We start from the raw sequence: 24,404 nt of genomic DNA, 5'->3' as shown, positions 1-24,404 counted from the left end.
GCGCGATCCCGCACGGGTCGCGCAGCCGCCAAGGCCCCTCGATGGGGCCGCGGGCGGCTTTCCTGCCCTTGCTCAGCGCGGGCCGGGGCGGATCAGGCCGTCGACCTGCTCGTCCATACGCACGCGCCGCAGCCCGGCCTCACGCCACATTGTATAGATCCCCGCCAGAGCGATCAGCCCTGCCCCGATCAGCATCGGCAGGTCTGGCCGCTCGCCAAAGACCAGCGCCGCAACCAGCAGCGCGAAGCCAAGACGCGTATAGCGGAACGGCGCCACGACCGAGGCCTCTCCCAACCGCGACGCCGCAATCAGTGTTGCGTAACCCAGGACGCCGAACACCACCGTGCCGGCCAGCAGCGCCACCTGCGTCAGGTCCGGCACGACCGCCCCTTGCCCTCCTACGGCGCCCAGTACCAGCCCCGCCGGCACCATCGCCGCATAGGCCGAGGCCGACAGCTGGTCCGACGCCACGTCCCTCGGCACCCGCCGCGTGGCCAGATCGCGCAGCGTCAGCCCGGCGACCCCCGCCACCGCCCACAGCATGGCCGGCTGGAACGCCGCTGTGCCGGGCCGCAAGATCAACAGCACGCCTGCAAACCCCACTGCGACCGAGGCCCACCGTCGCCAGCCCACCCTCTCGCCCAGAAACAGCGCCGCACCCAGGACCAGGGTCAGCGGCAGCACCTGCAGGATGGCCGAGGTCGATGCCAGTTCACCGATCGCCAGCGCGGTGACGAAGCTGACCGCGCCGACCACCTCTCCCAGATTGCGCATCAGGACCATCGGGTGCAGCAACCCCCGCGTCCACAGACGCCCGCCGCGCCGAGCAAGTCGCAGCCAGAAGACGCCGGCTGCCAGCGCGCCCGTCGTGGTCAGCAGCTGCCAGATCGGTATGCCCCCGGTCAGGGTCTTGATGAAGGCGTCCTCGACCGAAAACATCGCCATCGAGGCGATCATGAACAGCGCCGCCTGGCCGCTCTCGCCAAGCCGCGCGGTGGCAGCGCCTGCCGTCATGCCGCGTCCTCCAGCCGGGCGACCAGATCCGGCAGTTCCGACATGCTGCCCAGCTGCCGCAGCCGGGGATGGTCTGGCGCGTCAACCCGCTCGACCAGCCAGGTCAGTTCATGCGGGATGAAGACGCCCCAGCCGCCGATCTCCAGCACCGGGATCACGTCGCTGCGCATCGAGTTGCCGGCCATCAGGAACCGCTCGGGCGCGACGCCCTGCCCGTGCAGGACGCGGGCATAGGCCTCGGGCGTCTTGTCGGCCACGATCTCGACGGCCGCGAATCGCTCGCCCAAGCCAGAGGCCGCGACCTTGCGTTCCTGGTCCATTAGGTCGCCCTTGGTGATCAGGATGAGGGTGCGGCCCGTGAGGCGGTCCAGCGCCTCGGGCACACCCGGCAGCAGCTTCACCGGATGCGCCAGCATTTCCTGGCCCAGCTCTAGGATGCGGCTGATTGTCCGCCCGTCCACCGCCCCGTCGGTCAGCTCGACCGCAGTCTGGATCATCGACAGCATGAAGCCCTTGATGCCATAGCCATAGTGCGCAAGGTTCGCACGCTCGGTGTCGAACAGGCGCGCGGCGATTGCCTCGGCGTCGCCGTGTTCGGCCAGCAGGCCGCAGAACTCGGCCTCGGTCACGCGGAAGAAGGTCTCGTTCTCCCACAAGGTGTCATCGGCATCCAGCCCGATAGCCTCGATCATGACGGCTCCTTTCCAATCTTGCCACCCGGCGATGCGGCCACCATGATCCAGCTTTCACCTTCGGAGGAAGCCATGATCTTCGACGTTCCCGACATGACCTGCGGTCACTGCAAGGCAGCGGTCGAGAAAGCCGTTGCCGCAAAGGAGGGGCAAGCGCAAGTGGACCTGGACCGCAAGCGTGTCACCGTCACCGGCATCGATCCGGACACCGCCCGGCAGGCGATCATCGAGACCGGATACAGCCCGACGCCCGCGTCATGAAAACGCACGCTGGCGTGATTGAGCGCCGGCCCCGTTCCTGCTAGGCTTGCCGAACCGTCAAGGGCGCTGAGACCGGGTGAACCGGCTGCCCGTCAATCGCACGGAAATCGAGGAGACAGTCCATGCTGAACCGTTTCATCATCGCGGCCGCCGCGGTCGTCATGACCACGCCATTGGCCATGGCCGGGCCCATCGACTCGGCCTGCGTCCGGTCCGACCGCGCCCGCGGCAATGCGCCGCTCTGCGGCTGCATCCAGCAGGTGGCGAACCAGACGCTGTCGCGGTCCGACCAACGCCAGGCAGCGCAGTTCTTCCGCGACCCGCACCGCGCGCAAGAGGTCCGCACCTCCAAGCGCGACAGCGACAATGCCTTCTGGCGCCGCTATCGTAACTTTGCGACCCAGGCCGAGCGTCTCTGCCGCTGAGGCCATGCGCATCACCGTCCTGACCGGCGCCGGGATCTCGGCCGAAAGCGGGCTTGCGACGTTCCGCGCCTCGGACGGGCTGTGGGAACAGCACCGGATCGAGGACGTCGCCACGCCCGAGGCCTTCGCCCGCGATCCGGGCCTGGTGCTGCGCTTCTACGACATGCGCCGTGCGGCCGCCGCCGCCGCGCAACCCAATGCCGCGCACAAGGCGCTGGCCAGGCTGGCGGCGCATCACGACCTGACGCTCGTCACGCAGAACGTCGACGATCTGCACGAACGGGCCGGCAGTCCCCGCGTGATCCACATGCACGGCGCGCTGAACCGCGCCTGCTGTGCCGCCTGCGGCCACCGCTGGCCCGCGCCGGCCACGATGGCGGTCACGGATTTCTGCCCCGCCTGCAGCCGGCCCACCACGCGCCCGGACATCGTGTGGTTCGGAGAGATCCCGCAGCACATGGAGGAGATCTGGGCGGCGCTTCAGGATGCTGATCTGTTCGTGGCAATCGGGACGTCGGGGAACGTGTATCCCGCGGCAGGCTTCGCGCAGCATGCGGGGCGCAACGGTGCCGACTGCCTGGAACTCAACATGGACGCCAGCAGCAATGCCCGCGATTTCGACCGCCGCATCCTTGGGCCCGCGACCCGCACGGTTCCCGACTGGGTGGACAGCCTGATCGGCTAGGCCATTACGGCCAGGACTTCGTCCGTCAGCGCGGCCATCTCGTCGACCACGGGCCCCGTCCGCGCACGCTCGATCGCACCCAGTCCCTGGCCAAGGCTCTCGGCATAGCTGACGCGGTTCGACACCTGCACGGCCGCCACCGCAGCGCCAAGATCGGCCGCCTTCTGCGCCACCTCGGCCGAAAGCCGGGTGTTGGGCCGCGTCCGGTTCAAAACTACCAGCACCTCGGCCTTTTCGCGCCGCGCCAGGTCCATGACGCCCTCGGTCGCCCATAGGTCGACATGGCTGCTGGCCACCGGGACCAGCACCAGGTCGGCCACCCGCAGCGCCGGCCGCAGGTCGCTGTCGATCTTGGGCGGCGTGTCGATGATCACGAAGTCGAAGCGCCTTTTCAGCTTCTCGGATTCGTAGCTGGCCCCCCAGGCGGACGAGGTCGAAAAATCCATCGCCTCGTCCTCGCCCCGCGCCTGCATCCGTTCCATGAACCAGCGGCCCATGCTGCCCTGCGGGTCCGTATCGACCAGCGCCACCGAATGCCCCCGCGCGTGCAGGCAGACCGCCAGATTCACCGCCAGCGTGGTCTTGCCGGACCCGCCCTTCTGTTGCGCCACGGTGATGATCCGGCCCGCCATGCTGTCCCTCCGTTCATTTCGGTCCAGCCTAGCAGCGCGTCAGCCGAATGCACCCTGTTTCTGCACCTGCAGCATCAGGGATAGACGCCCTGAACCTCGTACATCACGGGTTCGAAGCTTTTGCACATGGCGTGGATGTCACGGTTGCGGCGACGCATTTCGGGATCGCGCAGCATCGCCTGATAGTCGCGGCGGTCGCGCCATTGCGAATAGGTCGCAATGCGGGTTTGGGCGTCGTTCAGGTGGATCGCGCCACCAAGGCAACCGGGCTGGCGGCTGATGACCTGCGACCATGCATCCGTCAGCAGATCCAGCACGTCATGGGCGCTGCCTGGCGTCACCTCGAAGGTGGTGATGACCGTCTGACCCTGAAAGTCGGCGTTGATCGTGGGCATGGCTGGCGTCCTTCTGCTGGCTTGGCTCTGCCAGGCAGCCTAGCGCGGACGCACCGCAGCGCAAAGCATTGCGGCCGAACTGCAGGACGTGCAATCTGCGGCCGAGGAAGCGAAAGGACGACGCCATGATACCTGTCTTTGACGGCCACAACGATTCCCTGCAGCGCGTGGTCGCCGCTGGCAGCGGCGGTGCGCGCGTCTGGCTCGAAGGGGATGGCACCGGCCATCTGGACCTGCCGCGCATGCGCGCCGGCGGCATGGTTGGCGGGTTCTTTGCGATCTGGATTCCGGCGCCGATGGGCCCGAACGACACCGACGCGGTCCGCCTGATGGAAAACCCTCCTTTCGCGATGGACCTGCCCGACCAGATCCCGCATGACGAAGCGCTGCCCCATGCCTTCGAACAGGCCGCCGCTCTGCTATCGCTGGAACGCACCGGCACGCTGGAGGTGGTGCGCGACGTGGCGCAACTGCGCGCCTGCATCGCGGCTGGTCGCATTGCCGCGATCATGCACATGGAAGGCGCTGAGGCAATTCGCGATCCGGACGCGCTGCACCTGTGGCATGCTGCCGGGCTGCGGTCGCTTGGGCCTGTCTGGTCGCGGCCGACCGCCTATGCCGAAGGAGTGCCCTTCGCATTCCCGTCCTCACCTGACATTGGGGGCGGACTGACGGATGCGGGGCGCCGGCTGGTTCACGACTGCAACGCCCTAGGCATCATGCTGGACCTGTCGCACCTGAATCAGGCAGGATTCGAGGATGTGGCCCGGCTGTCCGACGCCCCGCTGGTCGCCAGCCACAGCTGCGTCCACGACATCAGCCCCAGCAGCCGCAACCTGACAGACCGGCAGCTGCGCCAGATCGCCGAGAGCGGCGGGCTGGTCGGACTGAACTTCGCCTCCAGCTTCCTGCGGCCCGACGGGCGGCGCCAGCCGCTCGAGGATCTTGGCATCATGCTGCGACATCTGGACCATTTGATCGGCATCCTGGGCGAGGATGGCGTGGCACTGGGGTCTGACTTTGACGGGGCACTGATGCCGCGCGATCTTGGCGATGCGGCCGCCCTGCCCGCGCTGATCCGGGCGATGACGGCGCATGGCTATGGCGACGACCTGATCCGCAAGATCGCGTGCGAAAACTGGATTTCGGTCCTGCAGCGAACCTGGAAGGCCTGAGCGGCGGCCGGACGCGTCGTCCGGCCTCCTCCTATTCGACGGTCGATTCCTGCCCCGCCGGTATGGCAATCTGCGCCACCGCGACCATGTTGGCCAGCTCGGGATCGGCGGACAGGTCAGCCAAGGCGAACTTTCCGGTCAGATTGTCCACCGACAGCTCGATCTTGCTGACGACCTGCGCGCCAGGGGCAGCGGGCCCGTAAGCCTGGCCGTTGACCGCGAAATAGACCGCGCCCGAATTCCCTGTACGCAGCAGCGGCGGCTCCTCCAGCCGAGGCAGGGCAAAGCGTTCGCCGGCGTCCATGATCTTTTCAAGCAGCACCGTGCCGTCGGCAGAGGTCACCCGCACCCAGGCGGGACGCACCGACAGCAGCTCCAGCTGCGCGGCGTCAGGGGCAACAGTCCGCACCCCCGGCTCGGCCGGGGCCTGTGCCAGACGCGGCGGGGCGACAGGGCCGAGAAAGTCTGCGGGATTGAACTCCGCCGCCGGTTGCGTCGAAGCGGCGCTGCCCACCGATGCGATCACCTGGTCGATCGTCGCACCGCTGTCCATCAGCCCCGGATCGATGGCCGCAATGGGACCGTCCCGCGCCGTCAGGACCGGCGCCTCGAGGATCTGCGGCCGATAGAGGCGGTCCAGCGCCTCGGGCTGCGGCAGCGACTGCGCGATGTCGCGCCCCTCGGACTGTACGAGCTCGGGGTCGGAAAGGCCGGCACCCTCAGTCGGGTCAAGCGCGGTGACGACAGCGGGAAGTTCGTCGCCAGGCAGCAGCGTGACTCGCTGAACCTCTTGCAGGACGGCCCACCCGCCATAGCCCAGCCCAGCAATCACCGCCAACAGCACGAGGACGGCGCCGATCGCCCGTGGCTCGACATCGGCCCAGAAGCTGCGCTCTTGCGGGATGAACAGCGCACGCGGATTGGCCAGCGCCTCGGCCGGATCGGACGGCCGCCTCGCGGGCTTGGGACCCGAGGCCGAGGCGGCCATGCCATGCGTCGGCTGGAACCCCGACTCTTGGCAGAAGCGGCGGAACGTCCAGTCCGGGTCCATGCCCAGATAGCGCGCATAGGACCGAACATATCCCGCGATGAAGCTGGGCGTGTCGAAGGCCGAGATATCGCAGTTTTCAATGGCGGCGACATAAGACGCGCGGATGCGCAACTCTCGCTGGACATCGAGCAGTGACTTGCCCAATGTCGCGCGCTCTCCCCGCATGAGGTCGCCCAAACGCGTGTCGTCGTCGAGGAAGGAAGTGTTCACCTCCACCTGCGCGAACCCCTCTGCCGGGTCATGTGCCCGCAGCCTGCTCATCCCGTATGCCTCATAAGCCCGTTATATGGCTATCCGAATCGGACAGTACCATCGCTTGTTTACCCGCAGGTTATCACGCGGGCGAGAGCAGTTCACGCAGGGATTGTGTTACGCACTCAATTCCGCGCGATTCAGGGCACAGTGCGACCAAAGCGCATCCATTGCACGCACGAGGTGATCGATCTGCTTCGGGTCGTGCACCGGCGAGGGCGTGAAGCGCAAACGCTCGGTCCCGCGGGGGACGGTCGGAAAATTGATCGGCTGGACATAGATGCCGTAGTCGCGCAGCAGCATGTCCGACAGCGCCTTGCAGTGGACCGGATGGCCGACATGAACGGGCACGATATGGCTGCCGTGGTCGATGATCGGCATGCCGAGCGACTTCAACCGCATCTTCAGGATGCGCGCGTGCAACTGCTGGGCATCGCGCAGCTTCTGCCCCTCGGGTGTCTTCAGGAACGCGATCGACGCCGCAGCCCCTGCTGCAACCGCAGGAGGAAGCGACGTCGTGAAGATGAAGCCCGGCGCATAGGACCGGATCGCGTCGCACATCTTGGCGCTGGCCGCAATGTAGCCGCCGAAGACGCCGAACGCCTTGCCAAGCGTGCCATTGATGATGTCGATGCGACCGGCCAGGCGGTCACGCTCGGCCACGCCGCCGCCGCGCGGGCCGTACATGCCGACAGCATGCACCTCGTCCAGATAGGTCAGCGCCCCGAATTCCCGTGCCAGATCGCAGATCGCCTCGATGGGGCCAAAGTCGCCGTCCATGGAATAGATCGATTCGAATGCGATCAGCTTGGGCGCGGCCGGATCGTCGGCCTGAAGCAGCTGGCGCAGATGAGCCAGGTCGTTGTGTCGGAAGATCCGCTTGGCGCCGCCGTTGCGCTTGATCCCCTCGATCATGGAGGCGTGGTTCAGCTCGTCCGAGTAGATGATCAGACCGGGAAACAGCTTCGGCAGCGTGGAAAGCGTGGCATCATTGGCGATATAGGCCGAGGAAAAGACCAGCGCGGCCTCCTTCTCGTGCAGATCGGCAAGCTCGCATTCCAGGCGCTTGTGATAGACGGTCGTGCCGCTGATGTTGCGCGTACCGCCGGACCCTGCGCCGGTCGCGTCCAGCGCTTCGTGCATCGCGGCCAGGACGACGGGATGCTGGCCCATGCCAAGATAATCGTTGCCGCACCAGACGGTGATTTCCTGCCGCTGGCCGTCGGGACGGTTCCACACCGCCTGCGGGAACCGGCCCTTCGCGCGCTCGATGTCGATAAAGGTCCGATAACGCCCTTCCTCGTGCAGTCGCGAAATGGCCTGGTCCAATGCGGCGTCGTACTTCATGCGGGCGATCCCTTGCGTAGCTGGCTGGGTGCGATCATTGTCCGATCGCGCGCTGTCTGCCTTGATAGAGGTCAAACGGCGAAAATGACAGATCCAAAACGTCGCGACTGGACCAAAGGGGCAGTTGCCGGCGTGCCACCGACACAGGAAAAGGTAGCAATCATGGCCGATCAATCAAGTCTGGGGGACATGCTGACGCAGTTGGACAAGGGCCTCGACGACGCCCTGTCGCGATTGACCGAGTTCCTGCGCATCCCCTCGATCTCGACGGATCCGGCGCATGCGGCTGATGTCCGTGCCGCGGCCGAATGGCTGCGTGCCGAGCTTGCGAGTCTGGGCTTCGACGCCGCTGTGCACGACACGCCGGGCCATCCGATGGTCGTTGCGCGCTCGGCGCCCGGTGGTGCCCGGCCCCTGTTGTTCTATGGCCACTACGACGTCCAGCCGGTCGATCCGCTGGAGCTGTGGGACCGCCCGCCATTCGATCCCGCCATCGAGGAGACGCCGCAGGGACGGGTCATCCGCGGGCGCGGCGCATCGGACGACAAGGGCCAGCTGATGACCTTCGTCGAGGCGTTCCGTGCATGGAAGGCCGTTCACGGCACCCTGCCCACCGACCTGATCCTGCTGTTCGAGGGCGAGGAGGAGTCAGGCTCGCCCTCGCTGCGGCCGTTTCTGCAGCAGCATGCGGACGAGCTGAAAGCCTCGCTGGCGGTGATTTGCGACACGGCCCGCTATGCCGACGGCCGGCCCGCGATCACCACGCAGTTGCGCGGGCTTGTCGGGCAAGAGGTGGTGATCGAGGCCGCGGATCGCGACCTGCATTCAGGCAGTTTCGGCGGGCTGGCGGCCAACCCGATCATGATCCTGTCAAAGGCGCTGGCAGCACTGAAGGATGACCACGGCCGCGTCACGTTGCCCGGCTTCTATGACGGCGTTGCCGACCTGCCGCCCGAACTGGCGCGCGATTGGGACGCGCTCGGCTTCGACGCGGCCGAGTTCCTGGGTCGCGTCGGCCTCTCAAGCCCCATCGGAGAGACCGGCCGCACTCCGCTCGAGATGGTCTGGAACCGGCCTACGGCCGAGATCAACGGCATTGCCGGCGGCTATGCCGGGGCGGGCTTCAAGACGGTGCTTCCGGCGCAGGCCCGCGCCAAGGTCAGCTTCCGCCTGACCGGTCAGCAAGACCCGCAGCGCATCCGCGACGCGTTCCAGAACCACATCCGCAGCTTCGTGCCCGCCGATTGCCGCGTCTCCTTCCACGACCACGGCGCCAGCCCGGCCAGCGTCATGGACATCTCGGACCCCGCCTTCGGCCTGGCCAAGGACGCGCTCACCGAGGAATGGGGTCAGGAGGCGGCCTTCATCGGCGCCGGCGGGTCCATCCCGATCGCGGGCGACTTCCGGGAGATCCTCGGCATGGATTCGCTGCTGATCGGTTTTGCCCGCGACGATGACCGCATTCATTCGCCGAACGAGAAATACGACGTTGAAAGCTTCGCGAAGGGCGCCCGGTCCTGGGCGCGCATCCTGACCGCCCTGCGCTGAATCAAGAGAGGGCGAGCAGCGCTCGCCCTCCACTGAATTTCAGGACCGGCGCTCAGCCCTTGGCCGAGCAATAGCTCTGACTGGACGTCCAGGCGGCGATGTCCGCGCGCTTCGACGCGCTGCGCATCGGCGCCCAGTCACGCGCCACGCCACGCCAGCCGCTACCGTCGCGGGCGACCGCATTGTCGCGGCCCACCTGGTGCGACATGATCTTCACCGCGCAGGCCATGTTGTCGGCGCCGTTCTTGATGTTGCCGTCGCAGCCATAGTGCCGCCAGGTCGCGGGAGCGATCTGCATCAGGCCCAGCCACTTGCCGCCACCGCCCGACGCCTGCGGGTTATAGGTGCTTTCGTGCTTGGCCACCGCCGACAGCAGGCCTGCCCAGAACGCCTTGCGGCCCGGCTGCGCCAGCTGGCGGTAATTCGGGCAGAATTCGGCGATATCGTTCGGCACGCGCGACATGATCGTCACGCCCTCGCGGTCCAGCGCCGCCAGCGTGGCGCGGGTCCATTCATCGGAACCGTTGCGCTCTCCCCACCGCATCGGGGGCTCCTGGGTCAGGGCCATCTCCTGAACCTCGACCTGCGCATCCGGCGCGGTAGAGGGGGTCGTGGAACAGGCGGCCACCAGGGCAAGGGCGGCAAGGGAAAGCGCGGCGCGCATCGGGACCTCGAAGGGCAGTTTCATCGCCTTTCGCCATATCCGGTCCGCAAAATGCCGCAAGATACCGCATTTTGCGTCGGCAGGAACGCGCCGCGTGCGCCTTTTTCGATGCTCGGAAATCCGCCGAACAGCCCCGCAGCGCCCCGGAAATTACCGAGAATTCATCGTTTATTATCCTTTGTCCCGGTGACGCCGCCGATTCGACGGGCGTTGCCCTGTCAACCGCCAGCCCGTGACAATCCCTCGGCCTTGCCCTAATAACGCCGCCAGACCCGAAAGCCGCAGACGAGGCCCCCATGCTTGACCTGACCCTGACCCCCCCGGCCCCCAAGGTGATCCAGGGTGCGAAAAGCGAGTGGGAACTGGTCATTGGCCTCGAGGTGCACGCCCAGGTCGCGTCGAAGGCCAAGCTGTTCTCTGGCGCCTCGACTGCCTTTGGCGCCGAGCCGAACAGCAACGTCGCCTTCGTTGATGCCGCCATGCCCGGCATGCTGCCTGTCATCAACGAGTTCTGCGTGGCGCAGGCGGTGCGCACGGGGCTGGGCTTGAAAGCCGCGATCAACCTGCGCAGCGCTTTCGACCGCAAGAACTATTTCTACCCTGACCTGCCGCAGGGCTATCAGATCAGCCAGCTCTACCACCCCATCGTTGGCGAGGGGGAGGTCATCGTGGACATGGCCCCCGGCATCGCCCGCCGCGTGCGGATCGAACGTATCCACCTGGAACAGGACGCCGGCAAGTCGATCCACGACATGGACCCGACCATGTCCTTTGTGGACCTGAACCGGACCGGCGTCGCTCTGATGGAGATCGTCAGCCGCCCCGACATCCGCGGTCCCGAGGAAGCGGCCGCCTATGTCAGCAAGCTGCGCCAGATCATGCGTTACTTGGGTACCTGCGATGGCAACATGCAGAACGGCAACCTGCGCGCCGACGTGAACGTCAGCGTCTGCAAGCCGGGCGACTATGAACGCTTCCAGGAGACCGGCGATTTCGGCCACCTGGGCACGCGTTGCGAGATCAAGAACATGAACTCGCTGCGGTTCATCCAGGCTGCCATCGAATACGAGGCGCGCCGCCAGATCGCCATCCTGGAGGACGGCGGCAGCATCGTGCAGGAAACCCGGCTCTATGACCCCGACCGCGGCGAGACCCGGTCGATGCGATCCAAGGAAGAGGCGCACGACTATCGCTATTTCCCGGACCCCGACCTGCTGCCGCTGGATATCGAGCAGGTGTGGATCGACGACATCGCCGCGTCCATGCCCGAATTGCCGGATGAAAAGAAAACCCGGTTTGTCACCGTCTTGGGCCTGTCGGAATACGACGCTGGCGTGCTGACCGCCGAAGTCGAGAGCGCGAACTTCTTCGAGGCCGTGGCCGAGGGGCGCGACGGCAAGATGGCCGCGAACTGGGTCATCAATGAACTCTTCGGCCGCCTGAACAAGGAAGGGCTGACGATCCAGACCTCGCCCGTGTCGGCCGCGCAGCTGGGCGGCGTGATCGACCTGATCGGGCGAGGCGACATCTCTGGCAAGATCGCCAAGGACCTGTTCGAGATCCTCTGGACTGAAGGCGGCGATCCGGCCCAGATCGTCGAGACGCGCGGCATGAAGCAGGTCACCGACCTGGGCGCCATCGAGGCAGCGGTGGACCAGATCATCGCTGACAATCCCGCACAGGTCGAGAAGGCCAAGGCCAATCCCAAGCTGGCGGGGTGGTTCGTGGGCCAGGTGCTGAAGGCCACTGGCGGCAAGGCGAACCCGGCAGCCGTCAACGAACTGGTTGCGCGAAAGCTGGGCCAATAGGATCACCGGGGCAGTGCCGCAACTGCGGCGCGGCCCCTCTTCAGGACAGGGTCGATGTCAGATCAGGCTTTCGAATATTCCGTCATCGCGGCCCCCCTTCGGGGCGACAAGTCGCGCGATGCCAAGTCGCCGACCGACCGCTATGCGTTGGCCTTGGCGGCCGAGCTGAACCGCATGGCCGCCGATGGCTGGGATTATGTCCGCGCCGATGTCCTGCCGAGCGAGGAGCGCAGCGGCCTGACCGGCCGGACCACGATCTATCACAACCTTCTGGTCTTCCGCCGACCTCGCGCCGCAGATGCGCGGGCGGCGGGCGGCGTTGCGGACATGCCCGCCAGCAAGCCTGAACAGTCTGCCATCTGAAGGTCAGGCCGCAAGGGTCAGGTTCTGTGGATTGAACGCTCCGATCCTGACGTCGGTCGCACCGAAAACACAGAAGCTGCCGGCGGCAACCTCCTGCCAGTCCCCCTCGTCCGTCTCCAGAGGCTCGGAGACGACCGCCCAGCCCTGCCGCGAGTCTGACCACCGGTAATAGAGCGACGGCGCATGATCGTCGCTGCTGTAGCGCAGGACATAAAGCCTCTCTCCATCAGACAGGGCGCAGGCCGCGCGGACGTGCGGGGCCACGCCCTTCTGCCGTGCCAGCGCCTCCATCCGTCCGACGGCGCACTCCATCGCACGCTGCGGATCCTGATCCAACCCCTCGCCCAAGGCTACAAGGAATAGTGCCTCGCTGTCTGTGGCGCCCTTGCGATGCTGGTAAAGGTCGTCGCGGATCAGGACGTCGGCATGGCGTCGAAAGCTGTCATAGCCCCCAAACTGGCCGTTATGCATGAAGGACCACCGCCCCGCCGTGAACGGATGGCAGTTGTTCCGGCTGGTCGCCGTCCCCGTCGAGGCCCTGACATGAGCCAGGAACAATCGCGACCGCACCTGGCCGACCAGGCTGCGCAGGTTCGGGTCGGACCAAGCCGGCATCACGTCTCGATAGAGCCCAGGCTCTGCCCGTTCACCATACCAGGCGATCCCGAACCCGTCGGCATTCACGGGCGTCACGCAGCGCGTGGCCCCCTGGCTCTGCCGGATCAGCGAATGCGCCGGACGACTGACGATATCCTCAAGGAAGATCGGTTCGCCAAGATAGGCGGCCCAACGACACATGCCCTGCCCCTTCGTGCCTGCTTTGTGACAGGTCTACCACGAAAGGATGAAGCAATCACCTACTCCGTGGCGGGCGGCGTCTCTTCCACGATCACGAGGTCGCGTTCGCTTGCGCCTTTGGCATGGGCCAGCGCCGCCTGGTATTCCGTGCTGTGATAACAGGCAACAGCTGCATCAAGGCTGGGGAACCGGGCCACGACATTTCGCGCCCGATCATTCCCTTCCAGCTGGTGATAGCGGCCTCCGCGGGCCAGAAAGACACCGCCATGGGCGGCGATCGCCGGCCCCGCTTCCTTGGCATAGCGGCCATAGGCTTCGGCATCCGTGACGGTCACATGGGCAATCCAAAGGGCGGTCATGCGCTTTCCTCGATCAGTTTGCGTGCGTCCCGAAGCGCCGTATCGGCGGCCGCAAGACTGGGGGCGCCGCCCTGAGCGCGGTCGGGGCGGCCGCCACCGCCCTTGCCGCCAAGGGCGGCCGTGGCGGTCTGAACCAGGCTCACGGCGCTGATCCGGTCGGTCAGATCCTGCGTCACACCGGCGGCGACGGTGGCCTTACCGTCGGCTTCGGCCAGAACCAGGACTACACCGCTGCCTAGGCCCGACTTCATCTCATCGACCAGAGCGCCAAGCTCCTTGCCGCCGACGCCCTCGACCCTGCGGCCGATGAACTTGACGCCGCCGATTTCCTCGGCCTCGGAGGCGCCACCGCCACCCATGGCCAGCTGCCGCTTCAGTTGCGCCACCTCGTTCGCCAGCGCCTTGCGCTCGTCCGCCAACGCCCTGACCCGGTTCACGACCTCGGACGACTGCGCCTTCAGGATGCCCGCGATCTCAGTCAGACGGCGGTCTGCGTCGCGCAGGTGGTCCAGCGCTGCCTGACCGGTCAGCGCCTCGATCCGCCTGACGCCCGCGCTCGATGCGCTGTCGCCCAGCAGGGCAAAGGCGCCCACGTCACCGGTGCGCGCCACATGCGTGCCGCCGCACAGTTCCAGCGAGTAGGTCGCCTTGTCGGCCCCCTTGCCGCTGCCGGCCAGGCTGCCCATCGACACCACACGCACCTCGTCGCCGTATTTCTCGCCGAACAAAGCCTGCGCGCCCAGGCTCCGCGCCTCGTCGGGCGACATGATCCGCGTGACCACGGGACTGTTCTGGCGGATGAACTCGTTCACCTCGCCCTCGATCGCCGCCAGCTCCCCGAGAGAAACCGCCTGATTGTGGCTGAAGTCAAAGCGAAGCCGATCCGGTGCATTCAGGCTGCCCCGCTGCGCGACATGATCGCCAAGTGTGCGCCGCAGCGCCTCGTGCAGAAGATGCGTGGCCGAATGGTTCGCGCGGATCGTGCTGCGCCGGTCATGGTCCACAGACAGCGATGCCCCCTGGCCGCGCGCGATGCTCCCCATCGTCACTTCGGCATGATGCACAAAGACGCCAGCCACCTTGCGGGTATCCGTCACCCGCGCTGCGCCGGTCTCACTCTTGATCAACCCGGTATCGCCAACCTGACCGCCGCTCTCTGCATAAAAGGGCGACTGGTTGACGACGATGGCGACCTTATGGCCCTCGCCGGCTTCGGCGATGTCGGCACCGTCTTCCACCAGTGCCAGGATCTGCCCTTCGGCCTCTTCGGTATCATAGCCCAGAAACTCGGTCGCTCCGTGCTTCTCGGCCAATTCGTACCAGATCGTTGCGTCGGCCGCTTCTCCGGACCCGGACCATGCCGCCCGCGCCATCCGCTTCTGCTCGGCCATCGCGGCGTCGAAGCCCTCGATCTGCACCGCGCGGCCCGTTTCGCGCAGCGCATCCTGCGTCAGGTCCAGCGGGAAGCCGAACGTGTCATAGAGCTTGAAGGCCGCCTCGCCGGGCAGGTCAGCACCCTCGGGCAGCTTCGCCAGTTCGTCGTCAAGCAGCCGCAGGCCGCGATCCAAGGTCTGGCGGAAGCGGGTCTCCTCGGACCGCAACGTCTCCTCGATCAGCGACTGCGCACGGGTCAGTTCCGGATAGGCCGACCCCATCTGCTGCACCAGCGCCGGGACCAGCCGGTGCATGACCGGGTCCTGCGCCCCCAGCATATGCGCATGCCGCATCGCACGGCGCATGATCCGGCGCAGCACATAGCCGCGCCCCTCGTTCGAGGGCATCACCCCGTCTGCGATCAGAAAGCTGGTCGAGCGCAGGTGGTCGGCGATGACTCGGTGATGGACCTTGCCCGGCCCATCCGGATCGGCGCTGGTCGCATGCGCGCTGGCCTCGATCAGCGACCGCATCAGGTCGGTGTCATAGTTGTCGTGCTTGCCCTGCAAAAGCGCGCCAATCCGCTCCAGCCCCATGCCCGTATCGATGGACTGCATGTCCAGCGCGCGCATCGAGCCGTCCTCGAACTGCTCGTTCTGCATGAAGACCAGGTTCCAGATCTCGATGAACCTATCCCCGTCCTCTTCGGCCGAACCCGGAGGGCCGCCCCAGATCTTGTCGCCGTGATCGAAGAAGATCTCGGTGCAGGGACCACAGGGACCCGTCGGCCCCATCTGCCAGAAGTTGTCGCTGGTCGGAATGCGGATGATGCGGTCGTCCGAGAGACCTGCGACCTTCTTCCAGATCTCTGCGGCCTCGTCATCGGTGTGATAGACGGTAACCAGCAGCCGGTCCTTCGGGATGCCGAAATCCTTGGTCAGCAATTCCCACGCATAGGGGATCGCCTGCTCCTTGAAATAGTCGCCGAAGCTGAAGTTGCCCAACATCTCGAAGAACGTGTGGTGGCGGGCGGTATAGCCGACGTTGTCCAGGTCGTTGTGCTTGCCCCCGGCGCGCACGCATTTCTGCGCAGTCGTCGCCCGACTGTAGTCGCGTGTCTCGACGCCTGTGAACAGGTTCTTGAACTGCACCATGCCGGAATTTGCGAACATCAGGGTCGGGTCGTTCCGGGGGACCAGAGGGCTGCTTTCGACAACGCGGTGGCCGTTCCTCTCGAAATAGCCAAGGAAGGTAGAGCGGATGTCATTCAGACTGGGCATGGCAGGCCTTCATCGCAAAACGGGTCTCTCCGGCCAGGCCGGCTCGACGACCGGTCTAAACCTCGTCACGGGCACTGTCCAGCAAGGCGCGAACAGCAGCCGGGGGCCCGGCGCGCTCCGCGCCGGGCCCCCGGAGAAAGAAGCTGTGCGGAGGCATCGCCTCCGCACGCCGTGGGATCAGTCCTCGGTCAGCGCCTCGTCCTCGCCACCCTCGGCCACGCCGAACTCAAGCCCATGGCTGGCGCGGATCTTGTCCTCGATCGCAAAGGCGACCTCGGGGCGGTCACGCAGGAACTGCTTGGCGTTCTCGCGGCCCTGGCCGATGCGCTCGTCGCCATAGGAATACCAGGCGCCCGACTTCTCGACGACGCCGGCCTTGACACCCAGATCGATCAACTCGCCGACCTTGCTGATGCCCTCGCCATACATAATGTCGAACTCGACCTGCCGGAACGGCGGCGCGACCTTGTTCTTCACGACCTTGACCCGCGTCGTGTTCCCCGTCACCTCATCACGATCCTTCACGGCGCCGGTGCGACGAATATCCAGGCGGACCGAGGCATAGAATTTCAGCGCATTGCCGCCGGTCGTCGTCTCGGGGTTGCCGAACATCACGCCGATCTTCATGCGGATCTGGTTGATGAAGATCACCATGCAGTTCGAACGTCCGATGCTGGCCGTCAGCTTGCGCATGGCCTGGCTCATCAGGCGGGCCTGGCTGCCCATCTGCATGTCGCCCATGTCGCCTTCAATCTCGGACTTGGGCGTCAACGCCGCCACCGAATCGACCACCACAAGGCTGACCGCGCCCGAACGCACCAGTGTGTCCACGATCTCCAGCGCCTGCTCGCCGGTGTCGGGCTGGCTGATCAGCAGCTCGTCCAGGTTCACGCCCAGCTTCTTGGCATATTGCGGGTCCAACGCGTGTTCCGCATCGACAAAGGCGCAGACGCCGCCCTTCTTCTGCTCCTCGGCCACGACATGCAGCGTCAGCGTCGTCTTGCCCGAGCTTTCCGGCCCGAAAATCTCGATGATCCGGCCTTTCGGCAGGCCGCCGATGCCAAGCGCGATGTCCAGACCAAGCGACCCTGTCGAGGTCGCCTCGATCTCGGCCACGGGGCTGTCCTTGCCCAGCTTCATGATCGAGCCCTTGCCGAACTGCCGTTCGATCTGGGCCAGGGCGCTGTCCAAGGCCTTCTGCTTGTCAGCTGCGCGTTTGTCCGTCATGTCGAAGATGCTCGCCTGTGCCATGTGATCCCCACGTTATTTCACAGCGCTCCGGTGCGGGCAATCGACCCTCCGGATGTTCACGTCCTGTTCGCTTCTAGATGCGCGATCGCCGGCTGTTTTTCAAGGACGTCAAGGTTAATTTACGATTCGTTTTCGCCACCATTGCGCGCCCCCGGTTAACAAACCGTTTACAACCATCTACCTGCCAGCTATCCAGCGCCGGTTTGACGGAACGGGCAGAGGTGACGGATGCTGATTTTCTGGGACCAACGGTTGGTCTTCCTGGCGACGCCCAAGGCAGGTTCAAGCGCGATCGAGATGGCGCTCGAATCGCTCGCCTCGGTGTCGCTCCAGCGTCCGGCCGAGGCGAAGCATACCGACATCGCCACCTATCGCCGCCATTTCGGGCCTTGGCTTCACGCCCTGACTGGGCATGGCTTCACGACAGTGGCCCTGATGCGAGAGCCGGTGGACTGGCTGCGAAGCTGGTATCGCTTCAAGCTGCGGGACGATCTGGACGATCCGCAGCATGCGATGCACGGAACGGCCTTCGGCGACTTCGCCTCGACCTATGCCGGCCTTGATGGCCCCGCGCGGCTTCGGATCGGTACGCAGTCGGACTTCCTTACCAACGGGGACGCCCGCGTCGACCGCATCTTCCGGTACGAGGACATCGACAGCTTCGTCGAGTTTCTGGAATCGCGTCTGAATTGCGCGATAGAGCTGCCACGTATCAACGTCCCCCCAAGCGTGGATGTGCATCTGGATCCGGAGGTCGAGAAACGGCTGCGGACGGCGATGGCGCGGGACCTGGGTCTCTATGACAGCCTCGCCTCGGCCGAGTTGGACCATGTCCTGATCGACTAGGTGCTGATGCAACGAAGCATCACTGCTGCAGGAATATCGGCGCACAACCACAAGTTTATCCGCACCGGACCTCATCAAATGCGTAGATTGCATGACACTACCTTGCTACAGTTATGTGTGGGCAATTTAACTCGCTCGAATCGTTCCAGCTTCTCGCTGGCTCACCATGGTGTGGTAACCCGACATGACAATCGCGATGCGTCCCGGCGGCAATATCTTTTCGGCAGCCATCAAGGGCGCCACCCGGCTGCTGGATGAGACCGGAGAGGTCGCTTCGCTTGACGCGGTGGCAGCCCTGATCAACGTCCGGGTGGACGATCTGCGCGCCGTCGTGCCGGACACCGGCATGCTGCTGCAGGCGACGGCGGAAAACGCCCTGATGCTCTTGCAGGAAATCTGCGTCCGACGCACGTCTTCGACATGCAGCGACGACCCCATCGCACAATTCACGGCGCTTGCAGAAGCCTATGTCGAATGGGGATGCCGCCACCCGCGGGAATTCCGGGTCATCGGCCTGATGCCGGCCGAGGTGTTCGAAAGGAACCCCCGGCTCGTCTGTTACGAGAACGCGATCCACCAGGTGATGTATCGGACGCTCGACCGCGCCAGGCAGCAGGGCGCCCTGCCCCGTGACCAGGACATCGGCCAGATTATCGCCATCGCGCATACCTATGCCTATGGGGTCGTCAGCAAGATGCTGCTGGGTGACTTGGCGCGGTGGAACCCCGGCATGACCGACCGAGAGGCCGCGCTCCATAACCTGTCGATCTTCATCAACCAGTTCCTGGGCCGTCCGGCACAGGCATGACGGCCGTGCCCGACCCGCTCGAGGCGCTTGCCGCGCGTCTGGCACCGTTGTCCCATGGGCCGGAACGCCGGCTTGTCGCGCTGGTGGGCCCGCCCGGTGCCGGCAAGAGCCATGTTGCGGACCGCCTCGCGCAGGCGATCCCAAAGGCCGCCATCCTGCAGATGGACGGCTTCCACATCGACGATACTCTTCTGGCAGCGCGGGGTGACCTGCCGCGCAAGGGGGCGCCGCACACGTTCGATCTTGATGGCCTGGCCTTCATCCTCGACCGGCTGGCCGCCGACGACGGCCGCGACATCCTGATTCCCGTCTTCGACCGGGCGCGGGAGCTGTCGCGGGCTGCCGCGCGAGAAATCCCGGCGAGCGCGCGCCTTGTGATCGTCGAGGGGAACTACCTCCTTCTCGACCGCCCCGGCTGGCGGAACCTGACGCCACGCTTCGCCCTGTCGATCATGCTGCAGGTCCCCGACTCGGTGATCCGCGCCCGGTTGACTGCACGCTGGTCGCACCTGCCGGCGGACGAGGCGCGGGCGAAGCTCGAAGCCAACGACCTTCCGAACGCGCAACTGGTGACGACGGCGAGCCTTTCCGCCGACATCGTCATCCCGAACGGCTAGGCCGCCGCCCTGCGCCGGCGCGCGATCTCATAGAGAAGCGCGCCGACCACAGCTGCCACAATGATCACCAGCGCGAGCGCGTTCACGGCGGGCGTCAGACCGGTGCGGACCTTGGTCGCGATGAAGACGGTCAGCGGCGTCTCGAACCCGCGCACGAAGAGGGTCGTGTTGTAGTTTTCGACCGATTGCAGCACGGCAAGTCCCGCCGACGCCAGAAGAGCAGGTCTCAGGAACGGCAGCAGGACGCGCCGGAAGACCATCGGCCGCGAGGCGCCAAGGCCCAGGGCAGCCTCCTCCTGCGTGCGATCGAAGCGCTGCAGGCGCGCCATCACCATCAGCATCACATAGCAGATGATGAAGGTCGACTGCGCCAGCACGATCAACAGGATCCCGCCGCCCACGCCTAACCGCCGCCAGAGGATCAGGGTCGAGATGCCGATCACCACGCCGGGCGTCAGAAGGGGCGACACCATGACGGCATAGGCGAAGCTGCGCGCGCGGGCATGCAGGGACGTCAGCACCAGCGCCGCGGCGGTGCCGACGGGAACCACGACCACCACGACGCAGACCGCGACCAGCAGCGATGTCCACAGCGATTGCCACATGGCCGCGTCCGACCACATGGCCCGGAACCAGTCCAGCGTCGTACCCTGCCAGGGGATGACAGTCGGAAACCGGCTTTCGTTGAATGCGGCGACGCCATGATGATCAGCGGCGCAAAGAGGTAAACCGCGAAGACCGCCAGGTAGAGCACGAACAGCGTCCGGAAGATGCGCTCGGCGGTCATGTCGCGACATCCGCCAGATTGACCCGCGCCAGCCGCAACGTGACCAGCACGACCGTCAGGCAGAGGACAAGCAGCACCAGCGCATAGGCCGCGCCCCGGTTCCAGTCGCCGCCCTCGAAGAACCAGTTATAGATGATCTCGGTGAACCAGCGGCTGCCCGGCGACCCCAGCAGCGACGGCGCAACATAGGACCCGGCCGCCAGCATGAAGGTGAAGACGAAACCGGTGGCGATGCCCGCCTTGGCATGGGGGATCACCACCCGGGCGTGGATGCGCCAGGTCGAGGCGCCAAGATCGCGCGCGGCCTCGATCTGCGCCTTCTCCAGGCTCTCGATCGCGTTGTAGATCGGCAGCAGCATGAACAGGATATAGGCATAGACCATCGCCGCCAGCACGCCGCCGTCGCCCTGCCATCGGATCGGCGCCTCGATGAGCCCTGCGTTCATCAGGACGCTGTTCAGCGGGCCACGATAGGCCAGGATGATAAACCAGGCCAGCGTGCGCAGAACCTCGTTGATGAAGAACGGGATGATGATCAGCAGCAGCGCCGCCGACAGCTGGCCCACGGTGGCGCGCTGCGCCATCCAGAAGGCGATGGGATAGCAGACCAGGAACGTCACCAAGGCCACCAGCCCACTGGCCCAGATGGTCTTGAAGAAGATCGCCCGATGCGTCGGCTCGCCCGCAAGATAGAGAATATTGGCCAGGGAATAGGTGTCGTCGGGACCGCCCATCGCCGCGGGCGGCAGGTTCGGGCGCAGGGCATAGTCGATCATCATCAGGTTCGGGGCCAACACCATCCCAGCCAGCCAGAACAGGACCAGCGCCAGGAATACGGTCGACTGACCCGCGCCGAAGCGGTTTCCCAGATCACTCATCGCCGAGGACCACGGCGTGAGCCGGCGCGAAGGCAAAGGCGGCATCGCTGCCCGGTGCCGGCGCGTCCGCCAGCCTGGTCGATGGCACCGAGGCCGCCAGCGAGCCGCCGTCGGCAAACCGTCCATGCACCAGTGCGAATGAGCCCTCGAAGTCCACCCGCTCGATCCGGGCGGTCAGGGCATTTTCGCCGGTGCCGGGGATCAGCGCCTCGGGACGGACATAGATGGTGCCCGGCGTACCGGCCACCGCCCGCCGGCCCGCGCGTCCGGTCAGCGCGCCAAGCTCCGTCTCGATCCGCGCCAGACCACCGTCGACGGCGGTGATGCGGCCTGCAACCGCATTGGTTTCGCCAACGAAGCGCGCGACGAAGGGCGTCGCCGGGTTCTCGTAAAGCTCTCGGGGGGTGGCGACCTGCTGCAACAGGCCCGCCGACATGACCGCCACGCGATCGGACATGGCCAAGGCTTCGGACTGGTCGTGGGTGATATAGATGAAGGTCACGCCGGTGCGCTTCTGCAGGGCGCGCAGCTCGGCGCGCATGTGCTGGCGCAGCTTCAGGTCCAGCGCCGACAGCGGTTCGTCCAGCAGCAGGACGCCCGGTTCCACGGCCAGGGCGCGGGCGATCGCCACCCGCTGGCGCTGTCCACCGGACAGTTCCCCCGGCATGCGGTCACCATACCCCTCCAGCGCGATCAGTCGCAGCAACTCGTCGGCCTTGGCATGGCGGGCGGTGCGCCCGACCCCCCGCGCTTCAAGCCCAAAGGCGATGTTATCGCGTACGGACATCAGCGGGAACAGGGCCAGCGACTGGAAGATCATGGCCGTTGGGCGCTGGTTCGGGCCCAGCCCCTTCATGTCGCGCTCGCCGATCAGGACGCGGCCCTCGGTCGGCTCGATGAAGCCCGCGATCATCCGCAGGATCGTCGTCTTGCCGCAACCCGAGGGCCCCAGGATCGAGAAGAACTCTCCGGCCTGGACCTTCAGCGACACGTCGCGGACGGCGCGGGTGGCGCCGAAGGTCATGCCGATCCCGGCCAGTTCCACGGAATGGGACATCGTCTCTCCTTGCGGATGGGGCGGCGCGGGCCGCCCCGAAATCGTCACGCCGACAGGAAGCGGTCCTGGTATTCGTTCCGCTTGGTCACGTACCAGCTTTCCTGAATCGGCCACCACCACAGCTTGTCCAGCGCATCGCCCGGATAGGCGGCGGCAAAGAAGGCCTTGGCCTCATCCGAGATCAGCTGGTCCGATCCCACCGCGGTTGAATTGATCGAGGTCGCGTTGGTGTACATCGCGCCCGCTTCCGGCGTCAGGAACCAGTTGATGAAGGCATAGGCATTGTCCAGATTCTCGGCGCCGACGGGGATCGACAGCCCCTCCATCCAGGCCAGCGCGCCTTCCTTGGGCGCGATGAAACCGACGGGGAAGCCTTCGCGCGACAACGCTGCAGCGGTCGAGTCCCAGGTCTGGCCGATATTGGCACCGTTGACGCGGAAGGCTGCCTGGGCCTCGTTCTCGTTGTTCCAGAACTGGATGATGTTGCCCTTGCGCGCGATCGCCTCGGCCAGGATCACGTCGAAGACCTCGGTCTGCGCCTCAGGCGTCTTGAAGGCGTCCAGCAGCGGACGGGGCAGCTTGCCCTCGGCTTCCAGCCAGAGGCCGAGGCCCACCAGCGCCGAATGCGCCCGGACCGTGGCCTGCGCGCCCTCGTTCCAGATGTCGCCATAGGAGGCGCTGCCATATTCCAAGGGCATCTGGTCGCGGTCGAAGGCCACGGCCTCGGTGCCCCAGTCGGTCGGCACCTGATAGCGCTTGCCGTCGACCACAGCGCCCAGGTTGACGGAATTCTCCCAAGCGCTCGGCAGCACGCGACTGACCTCTATCCGCGACTCGTCCAGCGGCTGGACCAGGCCGAACTCGACATAGTTCGGGACGCGGTCGACGGTCGGCCAGATCAGGTCGAAGCCGGCCCCGTTGTTCGCGCGCAGCTGGTTCAGCAGCTCGTCATTGGTGCCATAGGGCGTGAAATTCGGCGTGATGCCCGTGGCTTCACGGAAGGCGCCCAAGATGTCGTCGTTCAGATAGCCGGCCCAGGCAAAGATGTTCACCGTGCCGGCGTCCTGCGCCATCGCGCGCCGTGCCAGGAACGGCGAGGCCAGCGTCACGCCGGCGGTGGCGGCGGCGCCGCGCAGGATGCCGCGTCGGTCGATCCGTGTCATCTTGATGATCCTCCGTGTTGATCTTGTCAGCCACGACCCGTTAAGCGCCCGACATGTCGGATGCATGACAGGCCGGGCGGCAGGTTGGTGCGCAGACTAGACCGGGATCGACGGCATCGGAAGCATCTTCTTCCTGCTCGACTTTTGGCTGGCCGAAGAAGTCGCTGCGGGAGCCCCGACACCGTCGCCGTCACCCCGCCCATGGACCAGATCGACGCAGCTCTCGCGCAGATCGTCCGCCCCTTGGGCGCCGCGCTTGCGGTCCTCGGCCTAGGGCTCGCGGCGGCCAGCGTGATCCAAGTAACCGCGGAACTGCGAGCCTGGACCGGCTGCGCGCCGACCTCGGCCGGGTTCGCAGCGGGCATGCCAACCGGCTGGGCCTGCCAGATGTGTCGAAACTGCGCCCCCTCATTGTTGAAATTAACGCCGCACCGGGCCAGAACAGGGACCCGCTGGCCCAATCGCAGCCGCACGTGGCCAACCTGGCGCATTTGCTCAAGACAACGCTGTCGGCAGTGGCGAACCAGTTGCCATCCGATCATGCCGGACAGGCGCTGATCATGCGGATGAACCGCCTGATCGGCTGGCATCTGCGCCGCGCCCGCCAGGCAGGTCCGCGCAGCCTGGGGAAGCGCACGCCTGCCGGGCCGATGATCGACGACCTCCTGCTGGTCCTGAGCCGATGGCCGACGGGCGCATCGCCGCCGCCATCAGCTGCCCCCGGATGCCGCCTTCGCAGGAGAGGGTCAGGACCTTCGGTAACGGGGTCGTCCCAGTCAAGCGGTTTCACGCATGTGCCGTTGTCCGCAGAGCAGCGGCTTCAGGTTTGGTCTGATCGTCGTATTTCTGGCACAGCCGCCTTCGTCTGAGATCA

Annotated in this window: 26 protein-coding genes; 11 read left to right on the top strand and 15 right to left on the bottom strand. The window is 66.0% G+C overall.

The genetic code is table 11. From position 1 onward, the window contains the following. Positions 1 to 72: 72 nt before the first annotated feature. Positions 73 to 1,014 carry a DMT family transporter gene (locus OC184_RS13685; protein ID WP_265507743.1) on the bottom strand — a complete coding sequence of 314 codons (942 nt, stop codon included), beginning with the start codon at positions 1,012 to 1,014 and terminating at the stop codon, positions 73 to 75. After that, the gene (locus OC184_RS13680) at positions 1,011 to 1,706 is read right to left on the bottom strand and encodes an HAD family hydrolase (protein ID WP_265507742.1); all 696 of its coding nucleotides are present in this window, start codon (positions 1,704 to 1,706) and stop codon (positions 1,011 to 1,013) included. The genes OC184_RS13685 and OC184_RS13680 overlap by 4 nt, the downstream gene beginning before the upstream one ends. A 42-nt stretch (positions 1,707 to 1,748) precedes the next feature. Between OC184_RS13680 and OC184_RS13675 the strand changes: the two genes are divergently transcribed. The 3 genes from OC184_RS13675 to OC184_RS13665 all read left to right on the top strand — a co-directional run bounded on the left by OC184_RS13675 (position 1,749) and on the right by OC184_RS13665 (position 3,077). Then, positions 1,749 to 1,967: a heavy-metal-associated domain-containing protein gene (locus tag OC184_RS13675; protein WP_265507741.1), complete on the top strand. Its 219-nt coding sequence runs from the start codon at positions 1,749 to 1,751 to the stop codon at positions 1,965 to 1,967. 122 nt (positions 1,968 to 2,089) lie between these two features. After that, positions 2,090 to 2,392 (top strand): hypothetical protein, encoded by a 303-nt coding sequence (locus OC184_RS13670; protein WP_265507740.1) that lies wholly within the window; start codon positions 2,090 to 2,092, stop codon positions 2,390 to 2,392. 4 nt (positions 2,393 to 2,396) lie between these two features. Further along, positions 2,397 to 3,077 (top strand): NAD-dependent deacylase, encoded by a 681-nt coding sequence (locus OC184_RS13665; protein WP_265507739.1) that lies wholly within the window; start codon positions 2,397 to 2,399, stop codon positions 3,075 to 3,077. Here OC184_RS13665 and parA read toward each other — a convergent pair. Both parA and OC184_RS13655 read right to left on the bottom strand, forming a co-directional pair. After that, positions 3,074 to 3,709 (bottom strand): ParA family partition ATPase, encoded by a 636-nt coding sequence (gene parA, locus OC184_RS13660; protein WP_265507738.1) that lies wholly within the window; start codon positions 3,707 to 3,709, stop codon positions 3,074 to 3,076. The two genes, OC184_RS13665 and parA, sit on opposite strands and share 4 nt — an antisense overlap. A gap of 74 nt (positions 3,710 to 3,783) precedes the next feature. After that, positions 3,784 to 4,104: an antibiotic biosynthesis monooxygenase family protein gene (locus OC184_RS13655; protein WP_265507737.1), complete on the bottom strand. Its 321-nt coding sequence runs from the start codon at positions 4,102 to 4,104 to the stop codon at positions 3,784 to 3,786. A gap of 125 nt (positions 4,105 to 4,229) precedes the next feature. Here OC184_RS13655 and OC184_RS13650 point away from each other — a divergent pair, with 125 nt between their 5' ends. Beyond that, complete coding sequence (locus OC184_RS13650; RefSeq protein ID WP_265507736.1) at positions 4,230 to 5,279, top strand: dipeptidase; 1,050 nt, start codon at positions 4,230 to 4,232, stop codon at positions 5,277 to 5,279. A gap of 31 nt (positions 5,280 to 5,310) precedes the next feature. Here OC184_RS13650 and OC184_RS13645 read toward each other — a convergent pair whose 3' ends face one another. Next, positions 5,311 to 6,591 (bottom strand): helix-turn-helix domain-containing protein, encoded by a 1,281-nt coding sequence (locus tag OC184_RS13645; protein WP_265507735.1) that lies wholly within the window; start codon positions 6,589 to 6,591, stop codon positions 5,311 to 5,313. Between the two features lie 108 nt (positions 6,592 to 6,699). Next, the gene (hemA, locus tag OC184_RS13640) at positions 6,700 to 7,929 is read right to left on the bottom strand and encodes a 5-aminolevulinate synthase (protein WP_265507734.1); all 1,230 of its coding nucleotides are present in this window, start codon (positions 7,927 to 7,929) and stop codon (positions 6,700 to 6,702) included. Between the two features lie 162 nt (positions 7,930 to 8,091). Here hemA and OC184_RS13635 point away from each other — a divergent pair, with 162 nt between their 5' ends. Further along, on the top strand, positions 8,092 to 9,477 hold the full coding sequence (locus tag OC184_RS13635; protein WP_265507733.1) for a M20/M25/M40 family metallo-hydrolase: 1,386 nt from the start codon (positions 8,092 to 8,094) through the stop codon (positions 9,475 to 9,477). A gap of 52 nt (positions 9,478 to 9,529) precedes the next feature. Here OC184_RS13635 and OC184_RS13630 read toward each other — a convergent pair whose 3' ends face one another. Continuing rightward, a complete protein-coding gene (locus OC184_RS13630) occupies positions 9,530 to 10,165 on the bottom strand; it encodes a lytic transglycosylase domain-containing protein (protein ID WP_265507732.1) in 636 nt (211 codons plus the stop codon). A 272-nt stretch (positions 10,166 to 10,437) separates the two neighbouring features. On the opposite strand from OC184_RS13630, the gene gatB reads away from it, so the two are divergent. Next, positions 10,438 to 11,949: an Asp-tRNA(Asn)/Glu-tRNA(Gln) amidotransferase subunit GatB gene (gene gatB / locus OC184_RS13625; protein ID WP_265507731.1), complete on the top strand. Its 1,512-nt coding sequence runs from the start codon at positions 10,438 to 10,440 to the stop codon at positions 11,947 to 11,949. 54 nt (positions 11,950 to 12,003) lie between these two features. After that, positions 12,004 to 12,312: a hypothetical protein gene (locus OC184_RS13620; protein WP_265507730.1), complete on the top strand. Its 309-nt coding sequence runs from the start codon at positions 12,004 to 12,006 to the stop codon at positions 12,310 to 12,312. A 3-nt stretch (positions 12,313 to 12,315) separates the two neighbouring features. Here the strand turns inward: OC184_RS13620 and OC184_RS13615 are convergent, their stop codons facing one another. The 4 genes from OC184_RS13615 to recA all read right to left on the bottom strand — a co-directional run bounded on the left by OC184_RS13615 (position 12,316) and on the right by recA (position 17,374). After that, a complete protein-coding gene (locus tag OC184_RS13615) occupies positions 12,316 to 13,110 on the bottom strand; it encodes a class II glutamine amidotransferase (protein WP_265507729.1) in 795 nt (264 codons plus the stop codon). A 59-nt stretch (positions 13,111 to 13,169) separates the two neighbouring features. After that, positions 13,170 to 13,469 (bottom strand): DUF1330 domain-containing protein, encoded by a 300-nt coding sequence (locus tag OC184_RS13610; protein ID WP_265507728.1) that lies wholly within the window; start codon positions 13,467 to 13,469, stop codon positions 13,170 to 13,172. Continuing rightward, positions 13,466 to 16,123, bottom strand: a complete 2,658-nt coding sequence (alaS, locus tag OC184_RS13605) for an alanine--tRNA ligase (RefSeq protein WP_265507727.1) — start codon at positions 16,121 to 16,123, stop codon at positions 13,466 to 13,468. Before alaS ends, OC184_RS13610 begins: the two co-directional genes overlap by 4 nt. Positions 16,124 to 16,300: 177 nt before the next feature. Next, entirely contained in the window at positions 16,301 to 17,374 is a 1,074-nt protein-coding gene (gene recA / locus OC184_RS13600; protein ID WP_265507726.1) for a recombinase RecA, read from the bottom strand. Between the two features lie 228 nt (positions 17,375 to 17,602). Between recA and OC184_RS13595 the strand changes: the two genes are divergently transcribed. The 3 genes from OC184_RS13595 to OC184_RS13585 all read left to right on the top strand — a co-directional run bounded on the left by OC184_RS13595 (position 17,603) and on the right by OC184_RS13585 (position 19,645). Continuing rightward, positions 17,603 to 18,220, top strand: coding sequence for a hypothetical protein (locus tag OC184_RS13595; RefSeq protein WP_265507725.1), 618 nt, complete (start codon positions 17,603 to 17,605; stop codon positions 18,218 to 18,220). 184 nt (positions 18,221 to 18,404) lie between these two features. Beyond that, on the top strand, positions 18,405 to 19,028 hold the full coding sequence (locus tag OC184_RS13590) for a WHG domain-containing protein (RefSeq protein ID WP_265507724.1): 624 nt from the start codon (positions 18,405 to 18,407) through the stop codon (positions 19,026 to 19,028). Next, complete coding sequence (locus tag OC184_RS13585) at positions 19,025 to 19,645, top strand: AAA family ATPase (protein ID WP_265507723.1); 621 nt, start codon at positions 19,025 to 19,027, stop codon at positions 19,643 to 19,645. The genes OC184_RS13590 and OC184_RS13585 overlap by 4 nt, the downstream gene beginning before the upstream one ends. On the opposite strand, the gene OC184_RS13580 is transcribed toward OC184_RS13585, so the two are convergent. The 4 genes from OC184_RS13580 to OC184_RS13565 all read right to left on the bottom strand — a co-directional run bounded on the left by OC184_RS13580 (position 19,642) and on the right by OC184_RS13565 (position 23,530). After that, on the bottom strand, positions 19,642 to 20,250 hold the full coding sequence (locus OC184_RS13580) for an ABC transporter permease (RefSeq protein ID WP_265507722.1): 609 nt from the start codon (positions 20,248 to 20,250) through the stop codon (positions 19,642 to 19,644). The genes OC184_RS13585 and OC184_RS13580 overlap by 4 nt on opposite strands. 178 nt (positions 20,251 to 20,428) lie before the next feature. Continuing rightward, positions 20,429 to 21,310, bottom strand: a complete 882-nt coding sequence (locus OC184_RS13575; protein WP_265507721.1) for an ABC transporter permease — start codon at positions 21,308 to 21,310, stop codon at positions 20,429 to 20,431. After that, complete coding sequence (locus OC184_RS13570; protein ID WP_265507720.1) at positions 21,303 to 22,367, bottom strand: ABC transporter ATP-binding protein; 1,065 nt, start codon at positions 22,365 to 22,367, stop codon at positions 21,303 to 21,305. The genes OC184_RS13575 and OC184_RS13570 overlap by 8 nt, the downstream gene beginning before the upstream one ends. Before the next feature lie 44 nt (positions 22,368 to 22,411). Next, a complete protein-coding gene (locus OC184_RS13565; RefSeq protein ID WP_265507719.1) occupies positions 22,412 to 23,530 on the bottom strand; it encodes an extracellular solute-binding protein in 1,119 nt (372 codons plus the stop codon). 389 nt (positions 23,531 to 23,919) lie between these two features. Between OC184_RS13565 and OC184_RS13560 the strand changes: the two genes are divergently transcribed. Further along, entirely contained in the window at positions 23,920 to 24,399 is a 480-nt protein-coding gene (locus OC184_RS13560) for a hypothetical protein (protein ID WP_265507718.1), read from the top strand. Positions 24,400 to 24,404: the final 5 nt, after the last annotated feature.

The organism is Paracoccus rhizosphaerae, from assembly GCF_026162645.1.
GTDB lineage: Bacteria > Pseudomonadota > Alphaproteobacteria > Rhodobacterales > Rhodobacteraceae > Paracoccus > Paracoccus rhizosphaerae.
This window is presented reverse-complemented; position numbering and strand designations above follow the sequence as displayed.